Annotated in this window: 11 protein-coding genes, 1 tRNA gene and 1 other RNA gene; all 13 read left to right on the forward strand. The window is 35.0% G+C overall.

All coding sequences use genetic code 11. The annotated features are described in order from the left end of the window. The coding region (locus tag COZ07_RS06265) for an ABC transporter permease (protein WP_406607717.1) at nt 1-893 on the forward strand (893 nt) is incomplete at its 5' end. A 10-nt stretch (nt 894-903) separates the two neighbouring features. Then, complete coding sequence (locus tag COZ07_RS06270) at nt 904-1,785, forward strand: ABC transporter permease (RefSeq protein ID WP_406607718.1); 882 nt, start codon at nt 904-906, stop codon at nt 1,783-1,785. Between the two features lie 24 nt (nt 1,786-1,809). Next, the gene (locus COZ07_RS06275) at nt 1,810-2,784 is read left to right on the forward strand and encodes an ABC transporter ATP-binding protein (RefSeq protein ID WP_406607719.1); all 975 of its coding nucleotides are present in this window, start codon (nt 1,810-1,812) and stop codon (nt 2,782-2,784) included. Nucleotides 2,785-2,789: 5 nt separating this feature from the next. Then, a complete protein-coding gene (locus COZ07_RS06280) occupies nt 2,790-3,752 on the forward strand; it encodes an ABC transporter ATP-binding protein (protein WP_406607720.1) in 963 nt (320 codons plus the stop codon). Nucleotides 3,753-4,016: 264 nt separating this feature from the next. Continuing rightward, entirely contained in the window at nt 4,017-4,538 is a 522-nt protein-coding gene (locus COZ07_RS06285; RefSeq protein WP_406607721.1) for a CarD family transcriptional regulator, read from the forward strand. A 246-nt stretch (nt 4,539-4,784) separates the two neighbouring features. Beyond that, nucleotides 4,785-4,878: transfer RNA gene (locus COZ07_RS06290), tRNA-Ser, on the forward strand. A 21-nt stretch (nt 4,879-4,899) separates the two neighbouring features. Continuing rightward, nucleotides 4,900-5,163, forward strand: an RNA gene (ffs, locus tag COZ07_RS06295) — signal recognition particle sRNA large type. A gap of 106 nt (nt 5,164-5,269) precedes the next feature. Then, nucleotides 5,270-7,105, forward strand: coding sequence for a DNA polymerase III subunit gamma/tau (gene dnaX, locus COZ07_RS06300; RefSeq protein ID WP_406607722.1), 1,836 nt, complete (start codon nt 5,270-5,272; stop codon nt 7,103-7,105). Then, nucleotides 7,062-7,352 (forward strand): YbaB/EbfC family nucleoid-associated protein, encoded by a 291-nt coding sequence (locus COZ07_RS06305; protein WP_406607723.1) that lies wholly within the window; start codon nt 7,062-7,064, stop codon nt 7,350-7,352. The genes dnaX and COZ07_RS06305 overlap by 44 nt, the downstream gene beginning before the upstream one ends. A 14-nt stretch (nt 7,353-7,366) precedes the next feature. Beyond that, complete coding sequence (recR, locus tag COZ07_RS06310; RefSeq protein WP_406607724.1) at nt 7,367-7,972, forward strand: recombination mediator RecR; 606 nt, start codon at nt 7,367-7,369, stop codon at nt 7,970-7,972. 157 nt (nt 7,973-8,129) lie between these two features. Beyond that, nucleotides 8,130-11,693 (forward strand): pyruvate:ferredoxin (flavodoxin) oxidoreductase, encoded by a 3,564-nt coding sequence (gene nifJ / locus COZ07_RS06315; RefSeq protein WP_406607725.1) that lies wholly within the window; start codon nt 8,130-8,132, stop codon nt 11,691-11,693. A gap of 88 nt (nt 11,694-11,781) precedes the next feature. Then, nucleotides 11,782-12,666 carry a pyridoxal 5'-phosphate synthase subunit PdxS gene (pdxS, locus tag COZ07_RS06320; protein ID WP_406607726.1) on the forward strand — a complete coding sequence of 295 codons (885 nt, stop codon included), beginning with the start codon at nt 11,782-11,784 and terminating at the stop codon, nt 12,664-12,666. A 53-nt stretch (nt 12,667-12,719) separates the two neighbouring features. Then, complete coding sequence (gene pdxT / locus COZ07_RS06325; protein WP_406607727.1) at nt 12,720-13,286, forward strand: pyridoxal 5'-phosphate synthase glutaminase subunit PdxT; 567 nt, start codon at nt 12,720-12,722, stop codon at nt 13,284-13,286. Nucleotides 13,287-13,403 lie beyond the last annotated feature (117 nt).

Below are 13,403 nucleotides of genomic sequence, written 5' to 3' on the forward strand. Positions count from 1 at the left end.
CTATGGCCGGAGAACATGCCTCTCCTCAGATTATTAATGCCATCCGGGAAAAATATGGATTGGATAAATCCCTTCCTATTCAATATTGGATCTGGTTAAAGGATGCTTTACATGGTGACATGGGTCGTTCGATAGTCTCCAATGAATATATTACTAAAGAGATATTGGAAAGATTTCCTAATACTTTTGAGCTAACTATCTTCTCTATGGTTTTGGCCATAATTATTGGTTCTATTGCCGGGATTATCTCTGCATCTAAACAATATTCTGCTCTTGATTATACCACCATGGGAGTAGCGCTTTTTGGAGTATCGATGCCTGTTTTTTGGTTGGGAATTATGCTAATGATGATCTTTGGAGTCTATTTGAGATGGCTTCCTATTGGTGGACGAATAGATATAGCTATTTCTCTTCAACGTATTACTGGTTTTTATCTTTTAGACAGTATAATTACGGTTAATTTTAAAGCTTTTATAAGTGTTCTTCGTCATTTAATTCTTCCTAGTTTGGCTCTATCTACCATACCTATGGCTACCATTGCCAGAGTAACCAGGTCGAGTATGTTAGAAGTCTTAAGGCAGGATTTTATAAGGACAGAAAGGGCTAAAGGACTGTCAGAGGGTGCAGTAATCTATAAACATGCCGTAAGGAATGCGATGATACCGGTAATTACGGTAATTGGATTAGATTTTGGTGGACTATTAGCTGGGGCAATTTTAACTGAAACAGTCTTCTCCTGGCCGGGAATAGGCAGATATGTAGTAAAAGCAGTGGGTATGAGGGATTACCCTGCGGTACAGGGTTCTTTACTTTTTTTTGCTTTTATGTTTGTAATGGTAAATTTAATAACCGATATTTTGTATGTGTATATTGATCCCCGAATAAAGGTATAGGTAGAATGAAATGGAGAGAAAAATAGAAACTAAGACCCAAGAATTAATAAGAAGACTTAAATACAATAAATCAGCTCTCTTTGGTCTGGTAATTGTAATTATAATTGTTATGTGTGCTTTGCTGGCAAATTATATTGCCCCCAATGATCCTAATCCTTCTCCTCCTCAGCTGGCTAATAAATTAAAACCGGGATTTTGGAGTGAAAAGGGAATAGAAGGAGCGCCCCTGGGAACTGATAGCTTGGGGAGATGTGTGTTGAGCAGAATTATTTATGGTTCCCGAGTCAGCTTGAGTGCAGGTTTTGTAGCAGTAGGAATTGCTATGATATTAGGTATAACTTTTGGGGTAATCGCCGGTTATTATGGAGGATGGATTGATGCTCTAATTATGAGAATAGTAGATATTATGTTTGCCTTTCCTGCCTTGCTATTGGCAATTGTAATTGTAGCCGTAATTGGACAAGGGTTAGATAAAGCAATGATCGCTATAGGTATAGTTTATACCCCTCAGATGGCCAGGATTATCAGGAGTTCAGTACTATACATTAAGGAGATGGAATACATCGAAATCCAAAAAGCAATGGGCTCCAGTGATGGGAGAGTTATTTTTCGCCATGTTCTGCCTAACAGTATAGCCCCAGTTATTGTCTATGGAACCTTAATGTTGGCTTCAGCTATTTTGGATTGTGCAGCTCTTGGTTTCTTAGGTTTAGGTGCTCAACCTCCTATTCCGGAATGGGGAGCAATGCTTTCTAAAAGTTATTCTTATATTATAAGTGGCGCCTGGTGGGCGGCGACCTTCCCTGGTATTGCCATATTGTTTTCAGTATTAGGATTGAATCTATTAGGAGATGGTTTACGAGATATATTAGATCCGCGACTTAAAACTTAATAGTGGTACAGGATAGAGAGGGATATGAAAGAATTACTTAAAGTAAAAAACTTAAAAACTTATTTTTTCACTCACGAAGGTACAGTAAAAGCTGTAGATGAAGTTAGTTTTAGTGTCAATCAAGGAAAAACCCTTGGCTTAGTGGGGGAGTCAGGTTGCGGTAAGAGCGTTACTGCCCTTTCTATTATGAGACTGATTCCTAATCCCCCAGGAAAGATAGTGAGTGGAGAAATCTGGTTCGAAGGTAAAAATCTCTTAAAATTAAATGAGAAAGAAATTAGGAAGATAAGAGGTAAAAAAATATCTATGATTTTCCAGGAACCTATGACTTCATTAGACCCAGTATTTACTATCGGTCATGAAATTGTGGAAGCTATTCAATTGCATCAGGGGTTAAATAAAGATGAGGCCAAAAAAAAGGCCATAGAGGCATTAAAAATTGTAGGAATACCTGATGCAGAGAAGAGAATTGATCATTATCCTCATCAGTTATCAGGTGGAATGAGACAGAGAGTGATGATTGCGATGGCTCTATCCTGTAATCCTACTTTGCTTATTGCCGATGAACCTACCACTGCCCTGGATGTTACCATTCAAGCCCAGATTTTAAGATTAATTAATGATTTAAAAGATAAGTTTGGTGCCTCGGTGATGTTAATAACTCATAATCTGGGAGTAATCGCCGAAATGTGTGACTATGTAGCGGTAATGTATGCCGGGCATATAGTGGAATATACCAATGTAGATACACTCTTTTATAATCCACTTCATCCTTATACTCGGGGATTACATAAATCAATGCCAAGATTAGATCTAGAAGTAGAACGTCTGGATACCATTAAGGGCTTAGTCCCCAATCTCCTTGATTTGCCTTCAGGATGTCCATTTCATCCCAGATGTGATTTCAGTTTTAAAAGATGTGTGGAAGAGATGCCAGAACTGATAGAGGTAGAAAATTCTCATCTGGTGAGATGTCATTTAGTTAAAAGGAGCAAATAAGTAGAATGGAAAAATTGGTAGAAGTTAAAAATCTAAAAAAATGGTTCTGGACCAGTAAAGGTATTTTCGGGAAAAAAGAAGCAGTTAGAGCCGTAGATAAGGTAAGTTTTTATATAGAAAAAAGAGAGGTTCTAGGGTTAGTGGGAGAATCAGGATGTGGAAAAACTACTTGTGGAAAGACTATTTTGCGTGTTTTAGACCCTACTGCTGGCAGTATCTTTTTTAAGGGTCAGAATATTACCCATTTAAAAAGAAAAGAGCTATTGAAATTCAGAAAAAGAATGATGATTATCTATCAGGATCCCTTTGGCTCTCTTGATCCCAGAATGACTATAGGTTCAACTATTGCTGAACCTATGGAAATACATAAGATTATTCCCAGAAAAGAACAAGAAGAGAAAGTGATAGAAATTATGGGAAAGGTTGGTCTTCTATCAGACCAGATAAATAGATACCCTCATGAATTTAGTGGTGGTCAGAGGCAGAGAATAGGGATTGCCAGAGCTTTAGCTACTAACCCAGAGTTTATAGTTGCCGATGAATGTGTATCTGCTCTGGATGTTTCCATTCAAGCCCAGATAATTAATTTATTACAGGATTTACAGAAAGAATTTGGACTTACCCTTTTATTTGTAGCTCATGATTTAAGCGTAATAAAACATATCTGTGATAGAGTGGCAGTAATGTATTTAGGTAAAATAGTAGAGAGCGCACCTAAAAAAGAATTATTTGATAACCCTCAACATCCTTATACCAAGGCATTACTTTCTGCCATACCTATCCCCGATCCTAAACTTAGAAGAAAAGGTCAAATTTTGATGGGCGATGTTCCCAGTCCTGTAAATCCTCCTTCCGGATGCCGATTCCATACCCGATGCCCTTATGTGAAAACTAGATGTAAAGAAGTAGAACCAGAACTAAAATGTTTCAAAAATATACATTATATAGCTTGTCATTTATTTTCTTAAATAATATAAAAGTTAGAATTTCTACCGACTATTTTAATTTAATACTTCATTCATTTTAGTAATTCCAGCTATTTTTTCTCTCTAGATTGTTTAATAGTATAATAAATGACAATATACCGTCCAGGGTTGTTTTGACTTTTTATTAAAAAATGATATAATATAAACAAAATAATATAAATAAAAAATAAAAAAATATACCTATAGTTATTTTTTATTCGAAAATATAAAATGGGAAGGGAGGAATGGGTTAACTAATCCAAAAAAATGTTTAAAATTGGGGATAAGGTATCTCATCCGGCTTTTGGAGTTGGAAATGTTAAGAATATAGAAGAAAAGAAAGTATTGGGGAAAAAAGAAAAATACTATATTTTAAAATTAATGGTAAATGAAATGACTTTAATGGTTCCAGTTAACAAGGCTGAAGAAATTGGTTTAAGGTATATTATTGATCCAAAAACTGTACCAGAGGTATTAAATGTTTTGAGTGGAAAAATGGACGATGAAATGGACGGAAATTATAAGCAGAGGATAAAATCTCAAACCGAAATGGTGGATAGTGGTGATATTCTCAAAGTGGCTCAAGTTGTAAAAAATTATATTCATCGAGATAGTAGAGAAAAATTATCTTCTACAGAAAAGGGTCTGTATGAGAGAGCTAATAAAATTTTAGAAGGTGAAATTAGTGTTGTTTGTAATATTGAGAAAAATAAAGCAAAATATTTAATTAATGAAGCAGTTTGTAAAAAGAATATAAAAGCAGAAAGAAAAATTCATCATATTAAATAATTAAAGTTGCTAAAATTTTAAATTAATAAAAAGGTAAAATAAAGAGTTTATGGTTTTCCATAAACTCTTTATTTTTTAAATCACTAAATATATTGTTTGATGTTATTGGTAGAGTATAGGCACTTTTTGGGTAGTAACCAGTTAATATAATTTAGTATAAACTTTAGTGGCTGTAATTAAAAAGATTTAATTGAAAAATATTTTGACACTAATAGATATTAGGTTTATTATTTATTAGATAGATGAGGAGAGGTACCGAAGTGGTCATAACGGGATCGCCTGGAGAGCGATTAGGCGGCCATAAGCTGTCACGCGGGTTCGAATCCCGCCCTCTCCGCCAGATTAAAATTAAATTAGGTGATCGTGCTAAACGGGGAGATAGCGGTGCCCTGTAACCTGCAATCCGCTCTAGCAGGGTTGAATTCCTACTCGAGGTTTAATCTTTTTAAGGCTGGCTAAGGTAAGTAGTGATGAAGATTGGGCCCTGCGCGACAAAGAATTGTGAACTCCGTCAGATCTGGAAAGAAGCAGCGGTAAGCAAATCTCTTTGGTGCCACAGGTAAACCTGATTGGAGCAAACTGCTTTAGTATCGCTTAGAGAGGTAAGTCGGAGGTAGGTGCACGGTCACTAAACCTTAATCATTAACAAAAGTAAAGTAAAAATTGGGTATTTTTCTAAGAAAAAAAATATCTGACTATCTTGAATTAAAGAATGTTATTAGGGAGTATTTATGGCATACCAATCACTTTATCGAAAATGGAGACCACAGGTTTTTGAAGATATAATTGGGCAGAAACATATTACCCAAACTTTAATAAATGCAATTTCTTTAAATAGAATTTCTCATGCTTATCTTTTTTCTGGTCCACGAGGAGTAGGGAAGACTACTACTGCTCGTATTTTAGCTAAATCACTAAACTGTGAAAAGGGGCCAACTCCTTATCCTTGCAATAAATGTGAGAGATGTATTAGAATTACCGAAGGGTATTCTATGGATGTGATAGAAATAGACGGAGCCTCTAACCGGGGAATCGATGATATTAGGGATTTGAGAAATAAAGTAAAGTTTGCTCCGGCAGAAGGAAAATATAAGGTATATATTATTGATGAAGTACATATGCTAACTACAGAGGCTTTTAATGCCTTATTAAAAACTTTAGAGGAGCCTCCCTCACATGTAGTTTTCATATTTGCCACTACTGCTCCTCATAAAATTCCTAATACTATTTTATCCCGCTGTCAGTGGTTTAATTTTAGAAGAATTTCTTTAGAAGATATTATAAATAAGTTAAAGATGATTATTAAAGATGAAAAATTAGAAATAGATGGTCAGACTTTAAATATAATAGCTCGAAGTTCAACCGGTTCGATGCGCGATGCGGAAAGTATTTTAGATCAAATAATTGCTTATTGTGGTAAAGAGATAACTTTGCAAAAGGTTAGAGAGGTGTTAGGAATAATTGAAGAAGATGTTTTTTTTAACTTTGTAGACACCATAATTAATCATAATACAGTTAAAGGGATAGAAATAGTTAACCGAATAGCTGATTTAGGAGGAGATGCTTCTCAATTTATAAAAAATTTAATGGAATATGTTCATAATTTGTCTTTAATAAAGGTTTGCAAACCAGAAGTATTAAATTTTCAGGGGATATTTACCGAAGATAGAGAACGCTTATTAAAACAATCTAAATTAATTAAATTGGGAAAACTATTTAATATGGTTGATTATCTGGCTGAAGTAGAAAGAAAGATGAAGTATACCCATAACCCCTGGATTTTATTGGAAATGTTAGTTCTTAAATTTACTGCAGGAGAGGACTATTCTTCAAAAGAGATTGAAAAAGACCAAGATGAGGGTTATTTAGATTTATCTAAAAACCAAGATATAGTAAAATCAGATAACCTAAAAGTAAAAACGAGAGAAGAAATACCACCAAAGAAGAAGATTCAAAATAAGACTAAAGAGGGTTCCTTTATTCAAACTAAAGAAGTGTCCACTAATTTAGATTTAAATCAAGTTTGGCCCATAATTTTAAATAAGCTTAAAAAAACTAAAATGTCTGTTTATTCTTTTATCATAGTTAACAATTTAATTACCATAGAAAATGATAAACTAATCATCGGATTTAATAAAAAATATATCTTTCATAAAGAGAGTTTAGAAAAGAAAAATAACAAGATTTTATTACAAGAATTAATTAAAGAAGAGATGGGTAGACCGTTAGCTATAGAATGCATTATTAATGATGATGGTGAAGAGGATCCCTCTTCATTAGAGGTAGAATTGGAAAATAAGAGAAAAGTTACTGAGCCAAAAAATGAAGGGGAAGAAGAAATAGAAGAAAGGGTAACCGTGGAAAAAGATAAGGTTAAAAAAATAAGTAATAATAAGATTTCAGAAGATAATTTATTGCTTAAAGAATCATTAAGTTTATTTAAAGGGACGATTATTGAGGAAAAAATAGAAAATTTTAAAGAGGGGAGGAAGGAAGGTAGTAATAATGGATATGAAATTTCTAATGAAACAAGCCCAAATAATGCAGAAAAAGATGGAGGAAGCTAAAGAAGAATTAGCTCAAAAAGAGATAAAAGTTTCCTCTGGTGGAGGGATAATAGAAATAATAATTAATGGCCAACAAGAGATAAAAGAAATTAAAATCGAGCCAGATGTGATAGATGCCAAGGAAAAAGAAATGTTAGAAGATCTAATTTTAGCAGCTGTTAATGAATCAATACGCCAATCAAAAGAATTAGCTGCTCAGGAAATAGCTAAATTAACCGGGGGTATTAACGTTCCCGGTTTATTTTAAAAGGAGAAAATAGGGTGTCTTTTAGGTACACTAAACCTTTAGCCAGATTAATTGATGAATTTTCTAAAATGCCTGGGATCGGTCCTAAGACTGCTCAAAAATTGGCTTTTTATATTTTAAAGAATTCTTCGGAAAGAGTGGCCAGTTTAGCCAAGGCAATATTAGAAGCGAAAGAAAAAGTTAAACATTGTTCAATTTGTGGTAATATAACTGATCAAGAAGTATGTGAAATTTGCCAGAATATTAATAGAGATAAATCTATTATATGTGTCGTAGAAAAGGTAAGGGATTTGATTGCCATAGAAAATACGGGTGAATATAAAGGTTTATATCATGTTTTAGAAGGCGCAATTTCTCCCTTAGATGGGATTGAGCCGGAAAATCTAAAAATAGATAGTCTACTAAAAAGGTTAAAGACTGAAAAGATAAAAGAGATAATATTAGCGACTAATCCTAATATTGAGGGAGAAGTTACTGCTTCTTATTTAAATAGATTAATTGAGCCTTTAAATATAAAGGTAACCCGTATTGCGTATGGCGTCCCTATAGGGGGAAGCTTAGAATTTGCCGATGAAGTGACTTTGACTCAAGCTTTAATGGGTAGACAAAAAATTAAATAATTAGAAAAGGTGATGATCTATCTATTAGAATAATTAAATGTATTTTTCTAATTTTATAGTTTTTTTGAAATTGAGTATTTTGATTTATTGGTGATAGAATAAAGAGGTTTTAGTTTATAAACCTAAATAGTATTTTAAAAAATGGAGGTATAGCGTGATGAATAGAAAAAAAGTTACTATCGACGGGAATACTGCAGCAGCCCATACAGCGTATCACTTAAACGAAGTGGTAACTATATATCCCATTACTCCTTCTTCAGGGATGGGTGAACTTGCTGACCTTTGGGCCGCTGAGGGAAAGCCAAATATCTGGGGGACGGTTCCTCAGATAACCGAAATGCAAAGTGAAGGAGGTGCCTCGGGAGCTACTCATGGATCCTTGCAAAGAGGGGCTCTTACTACCACTTTTACAGCATCTCAAGGGCTATTATTAATGATTCCAAACATGTTTAAAATTGCCGGAGAATTAACTTCTACTGTATTTAATGTTGCCGCTCGTTCGGTGGCCTGTCAGGCCCTTTCCATCTTTGGTGATCATAGTGATGTAATGGCCACCAGAGGGACCGGTTTTGCTTTACTTGCATCTAACTCGGTGCAGGAAGCTATGGATTTTCCTTTAATTGCTCAAGCAGCAACCCTGGAATCTCGAGTGCCTTTTCTTCATTTCTTTGATGGTTTTCGTACTTCGCATGAAGAATCTAAAGTTGAACTCTTAACCCCAGAAGATATGAGATCTTTAATTAATGATGATTTAGTAAGGGCTCATCGAAAAAGAGCACTTTCTCCTGATCGTCCTTTTATTAGAGGTACAGCCCAAAATCCGGATGTATTCTTTCAAGCTCGGGAGACAGTTAACTCTTATTATCTTACCTGCCCTGATCTGGTGCAGAAAGTTATGGATAAATTTGAGAAAGTGGTAGGAAGAAGATACGAATTATTTCAATATTTTGGGGCAGAAGATGCTGAAATAATTATTGTATTAATGGGGTCAGGAGCTGAGACAGCAGAAGAAACAGTAGAGTACCTGATGAAACAAGGAGAAAAAGTTGGTTTAATAAAAGTACGTCTTTACCGACCATTTTCGGTTAAACATTTTATTAATTCACTCCCGAGAACTGTAAAAATTATAAGTACTTTAGATCGTACCAAGGAACCGGGGAGTATTGGAGAACCCCTGTATACTGATATAGTAACCGCAATTCAAGAAGGCGTATCTATGGGAATATCTCATTTTAAAGATACCCCTAAGATAATTGGAGGGAGATATGGTCTTTCTTCTAAAGAATTTACCCCAGCTATGATCAAGGGATTATTTGATGAGATGAAAAAGGATATTCCTAAGAATCATTTTACTATCGGGATAAATGATGATTTAACTCATACTAGTATTTCTTATAACCCCGATTTTTCCATAGAACCAACGGATAGAACTCGAGCAGTTTTTTATGGTCTTGGTTCAGATGGAACGGTAGGGGCAAATAAAAATTCTATAAAAATTATTGGTGAAGAAACTGATAATTATGCTCAAGGTTATTTTGTCTATGACTCTCGAAAAGCTGGTTCACTTACTATCTCTCATCTGAGATTTGGCCCAACTCCTATCCATTCTACTTATTTAGTTAATCGGGCAAATTTTGTAGCCTGTCATCAATTCTCTTTTTTAGAACGTTATGATGTATTAAAAACTGCTCAACCAGGTGCTGTATTTCTACTGAATAGTCCTTATTCTGCTCTCGAGGTGTGGGACCATCTACCTTATTCAGTTCAACAGACTATTATCGAGAAGAAACTACGTTTATTTGTAATTGATGCTTTTAAAATTGCCAAAGAAGTAGGCTTAGGGGGTAGGATTAATACTATAATGCAAGTTTGTTTTTTCTCTTTAAGTAATATTATTCCTATTAAACAGGCCACAAAAGCTATAAAAAATTTTATAGAGAAGACTTACGGTCAAAAGGGTGAAAAAATAGTAAATACTAATTTTGCTGGCGTAGACAATGCTCTTACTAACTTGCATGAAGTGAAAATTCCTGACAAGGCTACTGAAAAATTAAGTGAACGTTCTTTTATACCGGTAGAAGCACCTGAATTTGTAAAGAAAGTAACTGCAAAAATAATCGCTGGTGAAGGAGATGATTTGCCCGTTAGTGTCTTTTCTCCAGATGGAACTTTCCCCAGTGGTACTACTCAATGGGAAAAGAGAAATATTGCTCAAGAAATTCCTACCTGGGATCCTAATGCCTGTATCCAGTGTGGAAAATGCGTAATGGTATGTCCTCATGCAGTTATTAGAGCAAAGGTTTATGATCCAAAATTACTTTCTTCTGCTCCGCATAGTTTTAAATCTGTTGATCCAAAAAATTCCCAATTTAAAGGAATGAAATTTACTCTTCAAGTTTCTCCTGAAGATTGTACTGGATGTGGTCTTTGTGTAGAGAATTGCCCAGCTAAAAATAAAACCAACCCCCACTTAAAAGCTATAAATATGGTTACTCAACCACCTATTAGAGAACAAGAAGTTAAAAACTGGGAATTTTTCTTAGAAATTCCAGAAGTTGACCGAAGGGAACTAAAACTTAATGCAGTTAGAAATGTCCAGTACTTACAACCTCTTTTTGAATTCTCTGGTGCTTGTGCTGGTTGTGGTGAGACCCCCTATGTAAAACTTTTAAGTCAGTTATTTGGGGATCGAGCTGTTATAGCCAATGCTACAGGATGTTCATCTATTTACGGAGGGAACTTGCCTACTACTCCCTGGACGTTTAATAAAGAGGGGAGAGGTCCGGCTTGGTCTAATTCTCTCTTTGAAGATAATGCTGAATTTGGATTAGGGATGAGATTGGCCTTGGATAAACAAGTTGAATATGCTTTTGAACTAGTGGATAGACTTTCTTCGGAAATAGGTGACGATTTAGTTAGGGAAATTAAGAATGCGGATCAATCTACCGAAAGGGGATTACAAGAACAGAGGGATAGAGTAAAAGTCTTAGAGAAAAAATTGAAAAAAACAGAAAAAGCAGAAGCAGAAGATTTACTTAGTTTAATCGATGTTCTGGCTAAAAAGAGTGTGTGGATTGTAGGTGGAGATGGATGGGCTTATGATATCGGGTATGGAGGATTAGATCATGTTATTGCTCAAAGGCGTAAGGTTAATATTTTGGTGTTAGATTCTGAGACTTATTCTAATACTGGTGGGCAGATGTCTAAAGCAACTCCTCTGGGGGCAATTGCTAAGTTTGCTGCTAGCGGTAAAAGAACTTATAAAAAGGATTTAGCCATGATGGCAATTTCCTATGGAGATGTGTATGTAGCTCGAGTAGCTATGGGAGCCAATGATGCACAAGTGATTAAGGCTTTTCAGGAGGCAGAGGCCTTTAATGGTCCTTCTCTTATTATAGCTTATAGTCATTGTATTAGTCATGGCTATAACTTGGTTCATGGTTTAGAACAACAGAAATTAGCGGTCCAGTCTGGATACTGGCCCTTACTAAGATATAATCCTGATCTTACTAAAGAAGGGAAGAATCCTTTTCAATTAGATTCTAAAGCTCCGAGCATTCCTTTAGAAGAATATGTCTACAATGAAAATAGATATAAAATGCTTACTCGTACTAATCCAGAAGTTGCTAAAAAATTACTAAAACAAGCCCAGGAAGAAGTTTTAAGACGCTGGAAGATGTATGAATATTTAGCCGCATTAACTTTTGAAAAGAATAAATAAAAAAGAAGTAATTATTTGTTTTTCTATTTTTTTTCTATTATAATAATAAATAGATTAATAGAAAATATCAGAAAGGAGGATAAAGTACATGGTAGAGAAGGGTACTTATAAATTAAAAAAAGGTTTGGCTGAAATGTTAAAAGGTGGAGTAATAATGGATGTGGTAAGCGCAGAACAAGCAAAAATTGCGGAAGAAGCAGGAGCGGTAGCAGTTATGGCCTTAGAGAGGGTTCCTGCTGATATTCGAGCAGCTGGTGGTGTAGCCAGGATGGCTGATCCTAAGATCATAAAAGAGATAATGAATATGGTAACTATACCAGTAATGGCTAAAGCAAGGATTGGACATTTTGTGGAAGCTCAGGTCTTAGAAGCTTTAGGAGTAGATTATATTGATGAAAGTGAAGTACTAACTCCGGCTGATGAAAATTACCATATAGATAAAAATAATTTCAAGGTTCCTTTCGTTTGTGGAGCAAGAAATTTAGGTGAAGCCTTAAGAAGAATAGGGGAAGGAGCGGCTATGATTAGGACTAAAGGTGAACCGGGAACAGGTAATATTGTAGAAGCAGTTAGACATATGCGTCAGGTAATGGGTGAAATTAGAATTTTAAAGAATTTACCCCAAGAAGAGCTGATGACCAAAGCTAAAGAGTTAGGCGCTCCTTTTGAACTTTTACAAGAAGTAGCTCAAAAAGGGAAACTGCCAGTAGTTAATTTCGCTGCTGGAGGAATAGCTACTCCTGCTGATGCTGCTTTAATGATGCAATTAGGTGCTGATGGAATATTTGTAGGTTCAGGGATATTTAAATCAAGCGACCCAAAAAGGACAGCGAAGGCAATTGTAGAAGCTACTACTAATTATGATAACCCTGAAATTATTGCTCGGGTTTCGGAAGGTTTAGGGGAAGCGATGAAAGGTATAGAGATTTCCCAAATTGCAGCAGCTGAACGGATGCAAGATAGAGGATGGTAAGATAAAAATTAAATAAAAAACGAAGATAGAGTAGGGAGGAGCTGTATATTAACTTGAAAGTTGGAGTATTATCCTTACAGGGGGCAGTAGAAGAACATTTAGACATGATAAGAAGGTGTGGTTTTGAAGCTATTAAAGTAAAAACCATTGAAGATTTAGAGAAAGTAGAAAAATTAATCATCCCGGGAGGAGAAAGCACTACTATTGGAAAATTAGCCAGGATATATAATTTGGACGAAGTTATTATTAAAAAAGGCAGAGAAGGCATGCCTATATATGGGACTTGCGCAGGAATGATTTTACTAGCTAAAGAGATACAAGATAGTAGACAGATAGGATTTAATTTAATTGATATTGTAGTGGAAAGAAATGCTTTTGGAAGACAGGTAGATAGTTTTGAAGTCGATTTGAAAATAGAAGGCTTTGCCGGGGAACCTTTTAGGGCAGTATTTATTAGAGCTCCTTATATTAAAAAGATAGGAAAAGAAGTAAAAGTTTTAGCTAAATTTAATGGAAAGATTATCATGGCTCAACAGAAAAATATTTTAGTATCATCTTTTCATCCAGAATTAACTGATGATCTAAGGGTTCACCAGTATTTTTTAGATAAAAATTTATAAGATGATTTATCTATTATCCCCCTCTCTTGCAATTTCCCCTTAATTGTATTATAATTATTTTGGAAAGAGGAAATACTCCTACCCTAAAAGAAAAATATTTAAATAACTTCTTAAAAA

Origin of the sequence: Candidatus Infernicultor aquiphilus (genome assembly GCF_002784285.1) — a bacterium.
Taxonomy (GTDB): Bacteria; Atribacterota; Phoenicimicrobiia; order Phoenicimicrobiales; family Phoenicimicrobiaceae; genus Infernicultor; species Infernicultor aquiphilus.